The organism is Thioclava sp. GXIMD4216 (assembly GCF_037949285.1).
In the GTDB taxonomy this organism is placed as follows: domain Bacteria; phylum Pseudomonadota; class Alphaproteobacteria; order Rhodobacterales; family Rhodobacteraceae; genus Thioclava; species Thioclava litoralis.
Window position 1 is genome coordinate 288554 of the sequence record NZ_CP149927.1, and the last position, 16370, is coordinate 304923.

At 62.2% G+C, this 16370-nt stretch carries 15 protein-coding genes; 13 read left to right on the top strand and 2 right to left on the bottom strand.

The features are described 5' to 3' along the window. Positions 1 to 217 precede the first annotated feature (217 nt). Genes WDB88_RS14665 through WDB88_RS14680 form a run of 4 tightly spaced genes read left to right on the top strand, consistent with a single transcriptional unit; the run spans position 218 to position 5620 of the window. On the top strand, positions 218 to 1465 hold the full coding sequence (locus WDB88_RS14665) for an NRAMP family divalent metal transporter (RefSeq protein WP_330647161.1): 1248 nt from the start codon (positions 218 to 220) through the stop codon (positions 1463 to 1465). Positions 1466 to 1504: 39 nt separating this feature from the next. Continuing rightward, complete coding sequence (locus tag WDB88_RS14670) at positions 1505 to 2269, top strand: 5-oxoprolinase subunit PxpA (protein ID WP_339109576.1); 765 nt, start codon at positions 1505 to 1507, stop codon at positions 2267 to 2269. Then, a complete protein-coding gene (locus WDB88_RS14675; RefSeq protein WP_339109577.1) occupies positions 2266 to 3840 on the top strand; it encodes an urea amidolyase family protein in 1575 nt (524 codons plus the stop codon). The genes WDB88_RS14670 and WDB88_RS14675 overlap by 4 nt, the downstream gene beginning before the upstream one ends. Positions 3841 to 3856: 16 nt before the next feature. After that, complete coding sequence (locus tag WDB88_RS14680) at positions 3857 to 5620, top strand: biotin carboxylase N-terminal domain-containing protein (protein WP_339109578.1); 1764 nt, start codon at positions 3857 to 3859, stop codon at positions 5618 to 5620. 97 nt (positions 5621 to 5717) lie between these two features. On the opposite strand, the gene WDB88_RS14685 is transcribed toward WDB88_RS14680, so the two are convergent. After that, positions 5718 to 6059 carry a zinc ribbon domain-containing protein YjdM gene (locus WDB88_RS14685; RefSeq protein WP_330647281.1) on the bottom strand — a complete coding sequence of 114 codons (342 nt, stop codon included), beginning with the start codon at positions 6057 to 6059 and terminating at the stop codon, positions 5718 to 5720. Positions 6060 to 6309: 250 nt separating this feature from the next. Here WDB88_RS14685 and WDB88_RS14690 point away from each other — a divergent pair, with 250 nt between their 5' ends. The 8 genes from WDB88_RS14690 to glnT all read left to right on the top strand — a co-directional run bounded on the left by WDB88_RS14690 (position 6310) and on the right by glnT (position 14019). After that, positions 6310 to 6663: a 6-pyruvoyl tetrahydropterin synthase family protein gene (locus WDB88_RS14690; protein WP_330647157.1), complete on the top strand. Its 354-nt coding sequence runs from the start codon at positions 6310 to 6312 to the stop codon at positions 6661 to 6663. Then, on the top strand, positions 6660 to 7367 hold the full coding sequence (queE, locus tag WDB88_RS14695) for a 7-carboxy-7-deazaguanine synthase QueE (protein WP_330647156.1): 708 nt from the start codon (positions 6660 to 6662) through the stop codon (positions 7365 to 7367). The genes WDB88_RS14690 and queE overlap by 4 nt, the downstream gene beginning before the upstream one ends. A gap of 60 nt (positions 7368 to 7427) precedes the next feature. Beyond that, positions 7428 to 8786 carry a dGTP triphosphohydrolase gene (dgt, locus tag WDB88_RS14700; protein ID WP_339109579.1) on the top strand — a complete coding sequence of 453 codons (1359 nt, stop codon included), beginning with the start codon at positions 7428 to 7430 and terminating at the stop codon, positions 8784 to 8786. Positions 8787 to 8897: 111 nt separating this feature from the next. Continuing rightward, the gene (locus WDB88_RS14705) at positions 8898 to 9533 is read left to right on the top strand and encodes a helix-turn-helix domain-containing protein (protein ID WP_339109580.1); all 636 of its coding nucleotides are present in this window, start codon (positions 8898 to 8900) and stop codon (positions 9531 to 9533) included. Positions 9534 to 9721: 188 nt separating this feature from the next. Continuing rightward, positions 9722 to 10609, top strand: coding sequence for a glutamine amidotransferase family protein (locus WDB88_RS14710; RefSeq protein WP_339109581.1), 888 nt, complete (start codon positions 9722 to 9724; stop codon positions 10607 to 10609). A gap of 3 nt (positions 10610 to 10612) precedes the next feature. Further along, the gene (locus WDB88_RS14715; protein ID WP_339109582.1) at positions 10613 to 11296 is read left to right on the top strand and encodes a GXGXG domain-containing protein; all 684 of its coding nucleotides are present in this window, start codon (positions 10613 to 10615) and stop codon (positions 11294 to 11296) included. 11 nt (positions 11297 to 11307) lie between these two features. Continuing rightward, positions 11308 to 12633: an FMN-binding glutamate synthase family protein gene (locus WDB88_RS14720; RefSeq protein WP_339109583.1), complete on the top strand. Its 1326-nt coding sequence runs from the start codon at positions 11308 to 11310 to the stop codon at positions 12631 to 12633. Between the two features lie 81 nt (positions 12634 to 12714). Beyond that, complete coding sequence (gene glnT / locus WDB88_RS14725; RefSeq protein ID WP_339109584.1) at positions 12715 to 14019, top strand: type III glutamate--ammonia ligase; 1305 nt, start codon at positions 12715 to 12717, stop codon at positions 14017 to 14019. A 30-nt stretch (positions 14020 to 14049) separates the two neighbouring features. On the opposite strand, the gene WDB88_RS14730 is transcribed toward glnT, so the two are convergent. Continuing rightward, positions 14050 to 15000 carry a GlxA family transcriptional regulator gene (locus WDB88_RS14730; RefSeq protein WP_339109585.1) on the bottom strand — a complete coding sequence of 317 codons (951 nt, stop codon included), beginning with the start codon at positions 14998 to 15000 and terminating at the stop codon, positions 14050 to 14052. A gap of 110 nt (positions 15001 to 15110) precedes the next feature. Here WDB88_RS14730 and WDB88_RS14735 point away from each other — a divergent pair, with 110 nt between their 5' ends. Continuing rightward, positions 15111 to 16361: a sarcosine oxidase subunit beta family protein gene (locus WDB88_RS14735; protein WP_339109586.1), complete on the top strand. Its 1251-nt coding sequence runs from the start codon at positions 15111 to 15113 to the stop codon at positions 16359 to 16361. Positions 16362 to 16370 lie beyond the last annotated feature (9 nt).

The following is a 16370-nucleotide window of genomic DNA, read 5'->3' on the forward strand; positions in this document are numbered from 1 at the left end:
TCGCATATCCCGCCCCCAAGCACCATTCGCCTCTGGCATCGCGTAATAATTGGGCGAATTTGCATAATTATTGATCATAAAGCATGCGAATATAGGGTGATGCCTGCAAATATGGCCTACGATACAAATATATTGTTGAACAATGTGAATATGGTTGCTCTCTTTTGTGACAGGAGAGGCGGATCAATCCGCCCGACAGGGATCAAGGGAGATAGAAATGTCCGAAATAGAAACAGCGACAACTGCGACCGGCAAAGGGGCCAAGCTGCGCCGTCACGCGCTGGTTGCGGCGATTTTCATGATGGCGACCTCGGCGATTGGGCCGGGCTTCATTACCCAGACCGCAACCTTCACCGCCAGCATGGGCGCCACCTTCGCCTTCGCCATTCTCGTCTCGGTGCTGATCGATTTTGTCGTGCAGATGAATATCTGGCGGATCGTGACCCTGTCGAAATGCCGTGCGGCCGAACTGGCCAACCGTGCCGTGCCCGGGACGGGGTATCTGCTGGCCGTTTTCATCCTGCTGGGCGGTTTCGTCTTCAACGTGGGCAATATCGCAGGGGCCGGTCTGGGGACCAACGCACTTTTGGGCATGGACCCGAAGATCGGTGGTCTGATCAGTGCGCTGATTGCGGTGGCCATTTTCCTTTCGCGTCGCGCGGGTCTGCTGATGGACCGTGTCGTGGTCGTGCTGGGGGTGGTGATGCTGCTGATGACGCTTTTCGTGGCGGGGGTCTCGCATCCTCCGGTGGGCGAGGCGCTCTCGCAGTCGATCTGGCCCGATAGCATCAACTTCGCCACGATCGTGACCATCGTCGGCGGCACGATTGGCGGGTATATCACCTATGCCGGTGCGCATCGTCTTCTGGATCAGGGGATGGTGGGCGAGGAAAATCTTGCCGCGGTCACCCGTGCGTCCGTGACCGGCATCGTGGTCACCGGCGTGATGCGTTTTGTGCTGTTTCTGGCCGTGCTGGGCGTGGTCTCGGCGGGTCTGGTGATGGATACCACGGGGCATGCGGCCAATCCGGCGGCACAGGCCTTTCAGGCGGCTGCGGGCGATCTGGGCCTGCGGGTGTTCGGCGCGATCCTGTGGGGGGCGGCCATTACCAGCGTGATCGGCGCGGCCTATACATCCGTGTCTTTCCTGACAGTGTTCCTCCCCTCGCTGACCGAGCGCGGTCGGGCCTATGCGACTGTCGCCTTCATCGCCGCCTCGCTGGCAACCTATGTCGGGCTTGGCACCGCACCGGCGGCGCTGCTGGTCTTTGCGGGCGGGTTCAACGGGTTGATCTTGCCTTTGGGCTTCAGCCTCTTCATCTATGTGGGCTGGGCGCGCAGGGATCTGCTGAATGGCTATAGCTATCCGCGCAGCCTGCTGATCCTCGGGACGATCGTCTGCGCCCTGACATGGTATATGGGGTTCAAATCGGTTGGCTCGATCTTCGCGTTCCTCGGGCAGTAAGGCCCGAACCTGCCACAGACTGTCCTGAAGGGAGAAAACATGGATCTCAATAGTGATCTGGGCGAAAGCTTCGGTGCATGGGCGATGGGGGATGACGCGACGATGCTGGAGATCGTCACCTCGGCCAATGTGGCCTGCGGGTTCCATGCCGGCGACCCGAACGGCATCCTGACCACTTTGCGTGCGGCGGCAGAACGCGGCGTGCAGGTCGGGGCCCATGTGGGGTATCGCGATCTGGCGGGGTTCGGGCGGCGCAATATGGATGTCGCCAGCGCGGATCTGACAGCAGAGGTCATCTACCAGATCGGCGCGCTCCAGGGGCTGGCCCGTGCGGCAGGCACCAAGGTGAGCTATGTCAAACCGCATGGGGCGCTTTATAACACCATTGCCCATGACATGCGTCAGGCGGAGGCCGTGATCGCGGCGCTCGGGGCGGTGGACCCGAGCCTGACCCTGATGGTGCTTGCGGGCAGCCCTCTTGAGCAGCGCGCCCGGCAGGCGGGGCTGAGCGTTGTGGCCGAAGCCTTTGCCGACCGTGCCTATGATGACGGGGGGCAGCTTGTGTCGCGCAAATTGCCGGGTGCGGTTTTGCATGATGCGGATGTGGTGGCACAGCGGATGCTGCGCTTTGTGCGCGAGGGGGTGATCCGCTCGATCAACGGGCGTGATGTCCGTGTTGACGCACAGTCGATCTGTGTGCATGGGGACAGCCCCGGCGCGGTCGAAATGGCCCGCCAGATCCGTGCGCTGTTCCTGCGTGAAGGCGTGTCGCTTGCGGCCTTCGGGGCGGGTGGTGCGGCATGAGCCATCTGCGTTTCCTGCCCGTCGCGCTGGATGCGCTGCTGGTCGAGCTTGCCGATCTCGAACAGGTTCTGACCCTGCATGCGCTGCTGCGCGAGGCCCCGCTGGCGGGTCTTCGCGAAACGATCCCTGCGGCGCGGACCCTGTTTGTCCGGTTTGATCCGCAAGAGGTCTCGGCGCAGGCTCTGGCGGCACAGATCGATGCGCTGGATCTGACGCCACATGTGCAGAAGGCGGCACGGGTTGTGACCATTCCGACGCGCTATGATGGCGAGGATCTGGCCGAGGTGGCAGAGCTGACAGGGCTCAGCGTGGCCGAGGTGATCGAGCGTCATCAGGCCCGCCCCTGGACCGTGGCGTTTTGCGGCTTCGCGCCGGGCTTCGGCTATATGGCGGGGGGCGATCCGGCTTTGGAAGTGCCCCGCCGCCGCACGCCACGGACCCGCATTCCGGCAGGATCGGTCGCGCTGGCCGGTGCGTTTTCGGGCATCTATCCCAAGGCCAGCCCCGGTGGCTGGCAGATCATCGGTACCACCGATCTGGCGATGTGGGATCTGGGGCGCACGCCTCCGGCGCTGCTGCAGCCCGGAGATCAGGTGCAATTCGAGCGCCATGACGCGGTTGCGGCCTATCCCGTTGCGGCCCTTCCGCCGTCTGCGGACATGCCATCGGGGCAGGGTGGCTTCGAGGTTCTGGCCGCGCCCTTCCCCGCGATGTTCGAGGATAACGGGCGGGCTGGACAGGCGGCACAAGGGGTTGCGGCCTCGGGGGTGCTGGATCGCGGCGCTCTGCGCGCGCTCAACCGTATGCTGGGCAATCCTGCGGGAACCGCCGCGCTAGAGATCACGGGCGGCGGGTTTGCCTTCCGCGCCAAGGAACCGGCCGTGATTGCGGTGACGGGCGCGCCCTGTCGCGTCAGCGTCAATGACTGGGACTTCGGGTCGCATGCGCCGATTGCGGTGGATCCGGGCGACAGGATCACCCTCTCGGTGCCCAAAGCGGGGCTGCGCGCCTTGCTCGGGGTGCGGGGCGGGTTTGCCGTGGCACCGGTGATGGGGGCTGCGACATGGGACAGTCTGGCCGAGATCGGGCCACAGCCGGTTCGCCAGGGCGCGCATCTGGCGCTGGCCCATGCCCCCGCCGATGCCGTAGGGCCTGCGATTTCCCTGCCCGCCCTGCCTAAAGCGGGTGATCTGGTGGTGCTGGATGTGGTGATGGGGCCACGCAGCGACTGGTTCGAGCCGCAGATACTGGACCGTTTCACCCAGCAGGAATGGGAGGTGACGGCGCAATCCAGCCGTGTCGGGATCCGGCTGAACGGGGCCGCGCCACTGACCCGTCCGGACCAGAGCGAACTGCCCTCCGAAGGCACCGCGACCGGCGCGATACAGGTGCCCCATTCCGGCCAGCCGGTTCTGTTTCTGGCCGACCACCCCCTGACAGGCGGCTATCCGGTGATCGGGGCCGTTGCCGATTATCACCTTGATCTGGCGGGCCAGTTGCCGCCCGGCGTGAAAATCCGGTTCAATCCGGTCGCGCCCTTTGCCGAAATCAAGCCCTGCGCGGGCATGTGACACGAAAGACGTTCCAATGAAGACTGTACTGATTGCCAATCGCGGCGAAATCGCTTTGCGTGTGGTGCGCGCCTGCCGTGATTACGGAGTGGGTTCGGTGGCGATTTTCGCGGATGCCGATGCGGATGCGCCCTATGTGCGCGAAGCCGATAGGGCCTTTTCCCTGCCCGGTTCGCGCCCTGCCGAGACCTATCTCAATATCCCTGCCATTCTCGAAATCGCGCAGCGTGCGGGGGCGGATGCGGTGCATCCGGGCTACGGCTTCCTGTCGGAAAGTGCCGAATTCGCGCAGGCGGTGCTTGCGGCGGGGCTTGCATGGGTCGGCCCACCGCCCGCGGTGATTGCCGAGCTGGGAGATAAGGTCGCGGCGCGGCGCATTGCGATGAAGGTGGGGGCGCCTTTGGTCCCGGGGACGCCCGGTCCGGTGGATGGCCCGGAAGATGTGCTGGCTTTCGTGCGGGCGCATGGTCTGCCGATTGCGATCAAGGCGTCGCATGGTGGAGGCGGGCGTGGCATGCGTGTCGCCCGCGAAATGGCCGAGATCGAGGAATTGTATCACGCCGCCCGCCGCGAGGCCGAGACCGCCTTTGGCAACGGGGCCTGCTATGTCGAACGTTTTCTCGACCGCCCGCGCCATGTCGAGGCGCAGGTGATTGCCGACCGTCTGGGCAATGTGGTGGTGTTGGGGACGCGGGACTGTTCGCTCCAGCGCCGGAACCAGAAACTGATCGAAGAAGCCCCCGCGCCCTTCCTCAGTGAGGTGCAGCGCGACACGATCCATGATGCCGCACGCAGGATCTGCACCGAGGCCGGTTATGAAGGGGCGGGGACGGTGGAGTTTCTGCTTGGGGCGGACGGGATGATCTCGTTTCTCGAGGTCAATACCCGCCTGCAGGTCGAGCATCCGGTGACCGAGGAAACCACCGGCGTCGATCTGGTGGTCGAGCAGCTGCGGATTGCCGATGGTCTGCCGCTATCCGTATCCCAGACCCCGCGCCCCAATGGTCATGCGATCGAATTCCGGATCAATGCCGAAGATCCGGGTCGGGGGTTCCTGCCGACGCCGGGCGGGATTTCGATGTTCCATGCGCCATCCGGTCCGGGTGTCCGGGTCGATAGCGGTGTGGAAAGTGGCAGCACCGTGCCCGGCACGTTTGATTCCATGATGGCCAAGCTGGTGGTCTGGGGGCCGGATCGTAAAACGGCGCTGTCACGGGCGCGCCGCGCGCTGAGAGAATTCCGGATCGAGGGGGTCGCGTCGGTGTTGCCGTTCCACCGTGCCGCGCTGCAGGCCGAGGATTTCACACAGGAGACGGGGTTTGCGGTGCATACCCGCTGGATCGAAACCGATTTTGCCGAACCGCTGGAAGCGGCGCTGCGTGTGCCGCCCGAACCTGCGCCCGCCGTTCTGCGCGGTCGGATCGAGATTGATGGGGCTTTGTGTGATGTCGGCTTCGGGGCCGATCTTGTGGCAAAGCTTGCGCGTCTGGGCACGATACCGGCAGAGGGTGCCGCCAGAGCCGCCGAAGCCTCTGCGCGCGGCGCGGGCGAGGGGCCGGCAGAAGGTGCCGGATACGGGGTGGCCGCGCCCATCTCGGGCCTGCTTCTGGACTGGACGGTCGGCGAAGGCGAGACCGTGCGCGCGGGGCAGACTGTGGCGATGATGGAAGCCATGAAGATGGAAACACCGGTTGTCGTGCAAAAGGACGGGGTGATCCATCTGCAGGCCGCAAAAGGCGCCAGCCTCGCGGCGGGCCAGATCGTCGCAGAGATCGCCTGAAACAGGCAGGCGGGCTTGGCCGATCCAAGCCCGCCTCAAAGCCCGTTCGAAAGGGCATGCCCTGCGCCCGGCGGGGCGCGCAGGGCGGTCTTGGGGATCAGTCGTTCACTTTCTTGACGAATTGGGATTTCAGCCCCATCTGGCCGATCCCGGGAACCTTGCAATCGATATCGTGATCGCCGCCGACAAGGCGGATGCCGCGCACTTTGGTGCCGACTTTCACGACCGAGGAACTGCCTTTGACCTTGAGATCCTTGATCACGGTCACGGTGTCGCCATCGGCGAGAATATTGCCAACCGCGTCGCGGATGACCTCTTCGTCAGAGCCGGACATGTCAGCCGACCATTCATGCCCGCATTCGGGGCAGGTGAGCAGGGCATCGACCTCGTAGGTATAGGTGGATGCGCAATTGGGGCAGGGGGGCAATGTATCCATCATGGTCGCAGCGGATAGGGGGCCATGCAGCTTTTGGCAAGAAAATTCGATTGCAATGACCAAAATTTACGATGGTTTTTGTCTTTTCAGACCGCTTGCGCGAAAATCGCGAAGGCTGTATCGACGGCGCACCGGTCGCAGCCTACCCGGTTATCAAAACAAGGACTGATCCTATGACCTATATCCTAAAGGGGTGTCGCCCCTGTGCCGTTGTGTTGCCGCATGTCCTGCCCGCGCCCAAGGAGATGCCGTAATGTTCCGGATCACGAAAGAATTCCACTTTTCCGCCTCTCACCAGTTGGACCACCTGCCCGCCTGCCATCAATGTGCGCGGTTGCATGGCCATAACTATATCGTCGTGGTCGAACTGGCCGCCGCCGATCTGAATGCCGACGGGTTCGTGCGCGATTATCACGAACTGGCGGCGCTAAAAGACTATATTGACGGCACCTTCGATCATCGCCATCTCAATGACGTGCTCGATTGCCCCTCGACGGCCGAACATATGGCACGTCACTTCTATCTCTGGTGCAAGGCGCGCTGGCCCGAGGTTGCGGCAGTGAAGGTCTCGGAGACGCCCAAGACATGGGCGGAATATCGTCCATGAGCCTGCGGATCTGCGAGATTTTCGGCCCGACCATCCAGGGGGAAGGGGTGCTGATCGGCGAGCCGACGGTGTTTGTGCGCACCGGCGGCTGCGATTATCGCTGTAGCTGGTGCGACAGTCTGCACGCGGTCGACAGCGCCTATCGCCATGACTGGGAGGTCATGACCCCGACCGAGGTCTGGGACGAGATCGTGCATCTGTCGGACCATAGACCGCTGACCGTTTCGCTGTCGGGCGGTAATCCGGCGATCCAGAATCTGGCACCGGTGATCGAGATGGGGCAGGCGGCAGGCTACCGTTTTGCCTGCGAGACACAGGGGTCGATCCCTGCGGCATGGTTCGGGCGGCTTGATACGCTCGTGCTGAGCCCGAAGCCGCCCTCCTCGGGGGAACGGGTCGTCTGGGAGCGCTTTGAGGATTGTCTCAAGGCGGCGGGTCCGCATACGCAGGTGGTGATGAAGATCGTCGTTTTCGACGAGGACGATTTCGCCTTTGCCCGTGCCACCGCGGCAAGCTATCCCGATCTGCCGCTTTACCTGCAGCCGGGCAATCGCGAGGTGGACCCCGCGACCCCCGTCAATCTGGATGTGGCGGCCAAGCGGCTGGAATGGCTGGTCCAGCAGACCCTTGCCGCAAAATGGTTCCGCCCTCGGGTGCTGCCGCAGTTGCATGTGATGATCTGGGGCAATAAGCGCGGTGTGTGATGCCGTCTCGCTATTGGCGGGGCTTGGGGCTAGAAAGGGACGGCCCCTACGGAGATGAACATGGACTGGACAAAGCTTCTGTCGAACGAACGCCTGTGCGACCGGACCTATTCCGAGCAGAGCAACCGCTCCATCTTCACGCAGGATTACGACCGGATCGTGTTTTCCCAGCCCTTCCGGCGTCTGGCCAATAAAACGCAGGTGCAGCCGCTATACGAACATGACCACGTGCATCACCGGCTGATCCATTCGATCGAGGTGGGTTCTGTCGGGCGGTCGCTGGCGATGGCCATCGGGCAATGGCTGGTGGCGCAGGGCCATATCGCGGCGGGCGAGGAAAACAGCCTTGCCAATATCGTGCAGGCCGCTTGCGCTGCCCATGATATCGGCAATCCGCCCTTTGGTCATTCGGGCGAGGCCTCGATTGGCGCATGGTTCGCGCGGGCCTTCGGGGAGGAGCGCGGGGTGTTTGGTGATCTGGACCCCGCTCTGCAAGACGAGTTCCGCCAGTTCGAAGGCAATGCGCAAGGGTTCCGTATCATCGCCCGCACCGAGATGTATCGCAATGATGGCGGGATGCGGCTGTCCAAGGCGGTGCTGGGCGCCTTCATGAAATACCCGCTTTCGGCAGCGACGAAAACCGCATTGGGCGAGGAGAGCTATCACGCCGATGGGTATTTCGGCGCCAAGAAATTCGGGATTTTCCATTCGGAATTGCGGCTTTTTGCCGAGGTGGCGGCAAGCCTTGGCCTGCCCCAGATCGAGATCGGCCCGAACCAGTGGTGGCGGCGTCACCCGCTGGTCTATGTCGTCGAGGCGGCTGACGACATCTGCTATAATATCGTCGATCTCGAAGATGCCTTCACCACGGGCGAGCTGCCATTCGAGGTGGTGCGCGACACGTTGCTCCGGCTGGCGGGGCGCGAGGACAGGCCCGTGCAAAGCCGCCCGTCGCGTCTGCCTGCCGAAGAGATCGCCCTTCTGCGGGCAATGAGTATCGGGCGGGCCATCGAAAGCTGTGTGGAGGCCTTCAAGGCACATTACAGCGCGATCATGGAGGGCCGGTTCAGCCACGCTCTGGTCGAGGCCGGTCATCTGGGCGCACAGTTCTCCGCGATCCGCGATCTTGCCAAAGCGCGTATCTTCACCGCCCCGCGCAAGACAGAGCTGGAAGTTTCGGGCTATCGGGTCATTGCCAATGTGCTGGACGGGATCGCCCCGATCTATCAGCAGCTTGGCGCGCGGGGATGGCAGGCCGAGGCGCTGGACACCCATGCGGCGCAGATCGTGCGGGTGTTGGGGCTGGACCTGCGGGATGTGACATCGGCGGAAACGGCGCTGCATGCGATGGGTGATTTCGTTTCGGGGATGACAGACCGCTATGCGTTGCGGATTTCGCGGATGTTTTCAGGCATATAACCCTTTGACAGCGTTTTAGGGCCTTTCCTGACAAGAAACTTTTTTGAATAATGGCTTTGCGCAGGCCGGTTTTCCAAAGCGGCCCCGCACTGTCATGAGGGAGAGCCAGACATGTCTGAAACCAAAAAGGGTTTGCAACAAAACCCCCATGCCGTGCGCGAGATCCGCGAGAAGAACCTCGAGGTGGCGATTGGCCGTCAGGTGCGCGAATTGCGCAAGCGCCAGCGCATGACGGTGGCCGATCTGGCAGGGCAGGCAGGGCTTTCGGTGGGCATGCTGTCGAAGATCGAAAATGGTGTGACCTCGCCCTCGCTCGGCACGATTTCCACCTTGGCCCATGCGTTGCGGGTGCCGCTGGTCCAGTTGTTTTCGGGGTTCGAGGAGCAACGCGGCTGTATGCATGTGAAAGCCGGTGACGGGGTCGAAATCGAACGGGAGGGCACGCGGGCGGGCCATCAATACCAGCTTCTGGGCCATATCGGGTCGAACAATTCCGGCGTTGTGGTCGAGCCCTATATGATCACGCTGGAAAATCCCACCGAACGCTTCCCCATCTTCCAGCATGAGGGCATCGAGATCCTGTATATGCTGGAAGGCGAGATGACCTATCGGCACGGGGACCAGCGCTATCTGATGGAACCGGGCGACTCGCTGGTGTTTGACTCGGATGCGCCGCACGGGCCGGAAGATCTGGCGGCCCTGCCGATCCGCTACCTGTCCATCATCACCTATCCGCAAGCGCGTTGATCTTCCGCCTAAGGGCTGGGCGTTGTGCGGCTTGGCCCTGCGGATTTTGCGTAAAATCTATGCGGTTCCATGCGGCCTTCCGGAAAGACCGGAGAAAACGGCGGTTTTCCTAGAAGGAATAAAATATTCTCTTTAGTGATGTTCTTGAAGGCGCGCTGCGCCGGTCTCGAACGCAACGGAGAGGACCTATGTGTGGGATTGTTGGCCTTTTTTTGAAAAAGGATGATCTGCGCCCGAAGCTGGGCGATATGCTGACCGATATGCTGATCACCATGACCGAACGCGGCCCCGATAGTGCGGGCATCGCGATCTATGGGGATGACGGCGAAGGTGTGAAAATCACCGTGCAATCGGACGCGCCGGAAGTGGATTTTGCGGGTCTGGAAGACGATCTGTCGAAGGCTGCGGGTGTTGCGGTTTCGGTGAAGGTTGTCTCCACCCATGCCGTGATAAAAGCGCCGCTTGCCGCCGAGGCCGCCCTTCTGGCCGCCGTTGAGGCCAAGGGCCTGCGTGTGATGGGCGTGGGCGAAAGCATGGAGATCTACAAAGAGATCGGCCTGCCGAAGGATGTGGCCGAGCGTTTCGGCATCCGCGAGATGGGCGGCAGTCACGGCATTGGCCATACCCGTATGGCCACCGAATCCGCCGTGACCACGCTGGGCGCGCACCCGTTTTCCACCGCCGATGACCAATGCCTTGTGCATAACGGCTCGCTGTCGAACCATAACTCGATGCGCCGCAAGCTCGCCAAAAAGGGCGTTTTCACCAAGACCGAAAACGACACCGAAGTGGGGGCTGCCTATATTTCCTCGCGCATTGCCGATGGTGCCAGCCTTGGTGAAGCGCTGGAAGGCACGCTCGAGGACCTTGATGGCTTCTTCACTTTTGTAACCGGCACCAAGAACGGCTTTGGTGTTGTGCGTGATCCGGTGGCCTGCAAGCCCGCGATCATGGCCGAGACCGAAGACTATGTGGCCTTCGCCAGCGAATATCGCGCCTTTGCCGACCTGCCGGGCATCGAGGCGGCCCGCGTCTGGGAACCCGAACCCGCCACTGTCTATTTCTGGGAGCGTTGATCCATGACTGTTCTGGATATGTCGCAGGTTGCCCTGCGCGAGCTGAACTCCACGCTGCAGGCGGCTGCCAAAGACCGCAAGAATGAAGCTTTCGATATCACCAACCCGCGTGGCAGCCATGCGGTGGCCGTGGGTCTGGACGGGCCGCTGGATGTGACCATCAAGGGCTCAACGGGCTATTACTGCGCAGGCATGAACAAGGAAGCCACGGTGACGGTCGAAGGCTCGACCGGTCCGGGTGTGGCCGAGAATATGATGTCGGGCGTGGTCACCATCGAAGGTGACGCAAGCCAATATGCCGGTGCCACCGGTCGTGGCGGTCTGTTGAACATCAAGGGCAATGCCTCCTCGCGCTGCGGGATCTCGATGAAGGGCATCGATATCGTAGTGCATGGCAATATCGGCCATATGTCGGCCTTTATGGCGCAGCGCGGCAATCTGGTTGTGTTGGGCGATGCGGGCGATGCGTTGGGCGACAGCCTTTACGAGGCGCGCCTGTTCGTGCGCGGCAAAGTGAAATCGCTGGGGGCTGATTGCATCGAGAAAGAGATGCGCCCCGAGCATCTCACCTTCCTCAAGGACATCCTTGAGAAGACCGGCGCCGACGCCAAGCCCGAAGAGTTCAAACGCTATGGCTCGGCCCGCAAGCTCTACAACTTCAATATCGACCACGCCGACGAGTATTAAGGAGCGCGATCATGGATAAGACACCGCATACCGAACCGCGCCAAAGCTGGACCTTCTCGCAGGAGGTCAACTCCGAGATCCGTCGCGCCGCCGCCACCGGCATCTATGACATCCGCGGCGGCGGGGCCAAGCGTCGCGTGCCGCATTTCGACGACCTCTTGTTTCTGGGCGCGTCGATGTCGCGCTACCCGCTGGAAGGCTATCGCGAGAAATGCGATACCTCGGTCACCTTGGGCACGCGCTTTGCCAAGAAACCGATCGAGCTGAAAATCCCGATCACCATCGCGGGCATGTCCTTCGGGGCGCTTTCGGGCCACGCGAAAGAGGCTCTGGGTCGTGGGGCCAGCCTTGCAGGCACCTCGACCACCACCGGTGACGGTGGCATGACCGAGGAAGAGCGCGGCCATTCCGAAAAGCTGGTCTATCAATATCTACCCTCGCGCTACGGGATGAACCCCGATGACCTGCGCCGCGCCGATGCGATTGAAATCGTGGTGGGCCAAGGTGCGAAACCGGGCGGCGGCGGTATGCTGCTGGGTCAGAAGATCACCGAACGCGTGGCGGGCATGCGCGATCTGCCGGTCGGGATCGACCAGCGCTCGGCCTGTCGTCACCCCGACTGGACCGGCCCCGATGATCTGGAGATCAAGATCCTTGAACTCCGCGAGATCACCAACTGGGAAAAGCCGATCTACATCAAGGTCGGGGGTGCGCGCCCCTATTATGACACCGCTTTGGCTGTGAAAGCCGGTGCCGATGTGGTGGTGCTCGATGGCATGCAGGGCGGTACGGCGGCCACGCAGGACGTGTTCATCGAAAACGTTGGCCAACCGACGCTGGCCTGTATCCGCCCCGCCGTTCAGGCGTTGCAGGATCTGGGGCTACACCGCGAGGTGCAGCTGGTTGTCTCGGGCGGTATCCGCACCGGTGCGGATGTGGCGAAAGCGCTCGCCCTTGGCGCGGATGCGGTGGCAATCGGCACGGCGGCTTTGGTCGCGCTTGGCGACAATGACCCGAAATGGGAGGCCGAGTATAACGCGCTTGGCACCACAGCGGGTGCCTATGACGACTGGCATGAGGGCCGCGATCCGGCGGGCATCACCACGCAGGACCCCGAGCTGATGAAGCGCCTTGATCCGGTGGCGGCTGGTCGTCGCCTGCGCAACTACCTCAATGTGATGACGCTGGAATGCCAGACCATCGCGCGGGCCTGTGGCCATAACCATGTCCACAACCTCGAGCCCGAGGATCTTTGCGCGCTGACTATGGAGGCCGCTGCCATGGCGCAGGTGCCTCTGGCGGGCACGAGCTGGTGGCCGGGCAAGGGCGGCTTCTAAGCCCGTTTCCAGATTGGTCGAAAGACAGGGCGAGGGCGGCAAACGCCCCGCCATTCTCAACAGGGATAAAGAGGTGTTCAGATGGCAGGTCTTGCCGAGTTTGCCCGCGAGAAGGGCGTCAAATATTTCATGATCTCCTATACGGATCTCTTCGGGGGCCAGCGCGCAAAGCTGGTGCCCGCTCAGGCGATTACCGATATGGAGGAAGACGGCGCGGGCTTTGCCGGTTTTGCCACCTGGCTGGACCTGACCCCTGCGCATCCCGATATGCTGGCGGTGCCGGATGCATCGGCGGCGATCCAGCTGCCGTGGAAACCCGAGGTGGCTTGGGTGCCCGCAAATTGCGTGATGGAAGGCGAGCCTGTCGAACAGGCGCCGCGCAATGTGCTGCAAAAGCTGGTGGATGAGGCCGCAGCCGAAGGGCTTCGCGTGAAGACCGGTATCGAGGCCGAATTCTTCCTGCTCACCCCCGAGGGCGACCAGATCTCCGACCCCTATGACACGGCGGCCAAGCCCTGCTATGACCAGCAAGCCGTGATGCGCCGCTATGATATCATTGCCGAAATCAGCGATTATATGCTGGAGCTTGGCTGGGGCGCCTATCAGAACGACCATGAAGACGCCAATGGCCAGTTCGAGATGAACTGGGGCTTTGACGATGCGATGGTCACCGCCGACCGCCATAGCTTCTTCAAGTTCATGGTGAAATCCGTGGCCGAAAAGCACGGCATGCGGGCGACCTTCATGCCCAAACCGATCGAGGGGCTGACGGGCAATGGCTGCCACGCGCATATCTCGGTCTGGGATCTGGACGGTAAGGTCAATGCCTTTGCCGATAAGTCCAAAGAGCTGGGCCTGTCCGATCAGGGCCGCACCTTCCTGGGCGGTATCATGAAGCACGCCGAAGCCTTGGCCGCGATCACCAACCCCACGGTCAACAGCTACAAGCGCATCAATGCGCCGCGCACGACCTCGGGCGCAACTTGGGCGCCGAACACCGTGACATGGACCGGCAATAACCGCACCCATATGGTCCGTGTTCCCGGTCCGGGCCGGTTCGAGCTGCGCCTGCCCGATGGGGCGGTGAACCCCTATCTCCTGCAGGCGGTGATCATCGCGGCGGGTCTGTCGGGGATCAAATCCAAAGCCGATCCGGGGCCGCGTCACGATATCGACATGTATGCCGAAGGGTTCAAGATCAAGGACGCGCCGCGCCTGCCGCTGAACCTGCTGGACGCGCTGCGCAATTTTGACGCGGATGAGGGGCTGAAAGCTGCTTTGGGTGCCGAATTCTCGGCCTCCTACATCAAGATGAAGATGCAGGAATGGACCTCCTTCGTGTCGCATTTCTCCCAATGGGAGAAGGATAATACGCTCGATATCTGAGCCTGATTTACCCCTCCTAATGCCCGACGTTCACCTTTGTGACGTCGGGCTTTTTTTGTCGCGGAGGGCGCGGGGGGGATGGCCATAGGCCTCGCGGAAACGGTCGGCAAAATGCGACTGGCTGGCAAAGCCCGTCAGATGCGCGATCTCTGATAGCGGCAGCCGCGTGCCGGCGATCAGCTCGCGCGCTTTTTCCAGACGGATACGGCGGTAGACCTCCATCACCGGCGCGCCCATCTCTTGCCGGAACTGCCGTTGCAACTGGCGCAGCGACAGACCCGCAAGCCCCGCAAGCTGGCTTTGGTCCAGCGGGTCGGCAATATGGCTTTCCATCAGCTCCAGCGTCGCGGCCACCACCTTGGGCAGCACCCCGTAACGCGCCTCGATCGAGGCCATCTGGGGCGCATCGGCCCCGCGGATCTCGGTCTGGATGAACCAGTCGGAAATGCGCTGCGCAAAGCCCGTGCCATGTTCGCGCGCAATCAGCGCATGCATCATATCCAGCGGCGCGATGCCGCCCGCGCAGGTATAGCGGTTGCGGTCGATCACAAACAGCCGCCGCTCCAGCAGCCACTCGCCCGGCAGCGCGGCGATATCGTCATAATGGTGCCAGTGCAGCGTAAAACGCCGCCCCTCCAGCAGACCCGCCCGCGCAAGGATCATCGCCCCGCCCGAGATCCCCCCCAAGGCAACACCCCGCCGGTCGGCCTCGCGCAGCCATGCCATCAGCGCCGGATCATTCACCCGCGCAGGGTCTCCGCCTGCCACCACGAAGACCAGATCGAAATCAGGCGGGGTCGCGCGGAAGGGCAGGGCCGGAAATTCGGAGCCGATGGACGACACCGCCCGATCCGATCCCGAGAGAATCGTAATCCGGTAGGTTCCCGCCCGAAACTGGTTGGCCGCGCGCAAAGGTTCAAGCGCCGAGGCCGTTGACATCAGCGCATGGCCATCCAGCAGAAGAAAGGCGATATTTTGCATAGGCTTGCCCGATTAATCCTAATGGCATTTTTAGGATAAAAAATGTCACTTATAAAGAAGTTTATTCACCCTGCCTCGCCTAGCCTGTCTGGGACAAAGGAGCGCAGGTCATGAAGTTTTCAGGGTTCAAGGTGCTGAAAGAAGCGCTGACCGGACATAAGGGATGGGGGCCTTTGTGGCGCAATCCCGACCCCAAACCCAGCTATGATATCATCATCGTCGGTGGCGGCGGCCATGGCCTGTCGACGGCCTTCTATCTGGCGAAGAATTTCGGCCATCTGAAGGTGGCGGTGCTGGAAAAGGGCTGGCTCGGGTCGGGCAATATCGGGCGGAACACCACGATCATCCGCTCGAATTATTTGCTGCCGGGGAACCAGCCGTTCTACGAGCTTTCGATGAAGCTTTGGGAGAACCTTGAACAGGAAACCAACTTCAACTCGATGGTCAGCCAGCGCGGCATCTTCAACCTGTTCCATAGCGACGGCCAGCGCGATGCCTACCGTCGGCGCGGCAATGCGATGATGATCTCGGGGGCGGGCGCGAAGCTGGTGGATGCCGCCGATCTGCGCGAGAGGCTGCCCTACCTGAATTTCGACAATGCCCGTTTCCCGATCAAGGGCGCTTTGATCCAGCCGCGTGCAGGTACGGCGCGTCATGATGGCGTGGTCTGGGGCTATGCGCGTGGGGCCGATCAGCGCGGCGTGGATATCATCCAGAACTGCGAGGTCACCGGTTTCCGCATCACCAATGGTCAGGTTGAAGGGGTGGAGACGACCCGTGGTTTCATCGGCGCGAAGAAGGTGGGGGTTGCTGTCGCAGGTTCGACCGGTCGCGTGATGGAGAAGGCGGGGATGCGCCTGCCCATCGAAAGCCATGTGCTGCAGGCCTTTGTGTCCGAGGGGCTGAAACCGCTGATCGATAATGTCATCACCTTTGGCGCGGGGCATTTTTATATCAGCCAGTCCGATAAGGGCGGCCTTGTCTTTGGCGGCGATATCGACGGCTATAATTCCTATGCGCAGCGCGGCAATCTTCCGGTGGTGGAAGATGTGCTGGAAGGCGGTATGGCCCTGATGCCGATGATCGGTCGGGCGCGGCTTCTTCGTAACTGGGGCGGCATCATGGATATGTCGATGGATGGCTCGCCCATCATCGACGAGACGCCTGTCTCGGGCCTCTATCTGAATGCGGGCTGGTGCTATGGCGGCTTCAAGGCGACGCCTGCCTCGGGCTTCTGTTTTGCGCATCTTCTGGCCACAGGGCGGTCGCATGAGGTCACGGCGCAGATGCGGCTTGACCGTTTTGCACGCGGCTATGTCATTGATGAAAAGGGCGTTGGTGCCCAACCGAACCTGCACTGAGGCACGATT

Excerpts from the sequence above, each read along its gene's own strand:
- WDB88_RS14665 (WP_330647161.1), top strand. The coding sequence starts at position 218 with ATGTCCGAAATAGAAACAGCGACAACTGCGACCGGCAAAGGGGCCAAG.
- WDB88_RS14670 (WP_339109576.1), top strand. The coding sequence starts at position 1,505 with ATGGATCTCAATAGTGATCTGGGCGAAAGCTTCGGTGCATGGGCGATG.
- WDB88_RS14675 (WP_339109577.1), top strand. The coding sequence starts at position 2,266 with ATGAGCCATCTGCGTTTCCTGCCCGTCGCGCTGGATGCGCTGCTGGTC.
- WDB88_RS14680 (WP_339109578.1), top strand. The coding sequence starts at position 3,857 with ATGAAGACTGTACTGATTGCCAATCGCGGCGAAATCGCTTTGCGTGTG.
- WDB88_RS14685 (WP_330647281.1), bottom strand. The coding sequence starts at position 6,059 with ATGATGGATACATTGCCCCCCTGCCCCAATTGCGCATCCACCTATACC.
- WDB88_RS14690 (WP_330647157.1), top strand. The coding sequence starts at position 6,310 with ATGTTCCGGATCACGAAAGAATTCCACTTTTCCGCCTCTCACCAGTTG.
- queE (WP_330647156.1), top strand. The coding sequence starts at position 6,660 with ATGAGCCTGCGGATCTGCGAGATTTTCGGCCCGACCATCCAGGGGGAA.
- dgt (WP_339109579.1), top strand. The coding sequence starts at position 7,428 with ATGGACTGGACAAAGCTTCTGTCGAACGAACGCCTGTGCGACCGGACC.
- WDB88_RS14705 (WP_339109580.1), top strand. The coding sequence starts at position 8,898 with ATGTCTGAAACCAAAAAGGGTTTGCAACAAAACCCCCATGCCGTGCGC.
- WDB88_RS14710 (WP_339109581.1), top strand. The coding sequence starts at position 9,722 with ATGTGTGGGATTGTTGGCCTTTTTTTGAAAAAGGATGATCTGCGCCCG.
- WDB88_RS14715 (WP_339109582.1), top strand. The coding sequence starts at position 10,613 with ATGACTGTTCTGGATATGTCGCAGGTTGCCCTGCGCGAGCTGAACTCC.
- WDB88_RS14720 (WP_339109583.1), top strand. The coding sequence starts at position 11,308 with ATGGATAAGACACCGCATACCGAACCGCGCCAAAGCTGGACCTTCTCG.
- glnT (WP_339109584.1), top strand. The coding sequence starts at position 12,715 with ATGGCAGGTCTTGCCGAGTTTGCCCGCGAGAAGGGCGTCAAATATTTC.
- WDB88_RS14730 (WP_339109585.1), bottom strand. The coding sequence starts at position 15,000 with ATGCAAAATATCGCCTTTCTTCTGCTGGATGGCCATGCGCTGATGTCA.
- WDB88_RS14735 (WP_339109586.1), top strand. The coding sequence starts at position 15,111 with ATGAAGTTTTCAGGGTTCAAGGTGCTGAAAGAAGCGCTGACCGGACAT.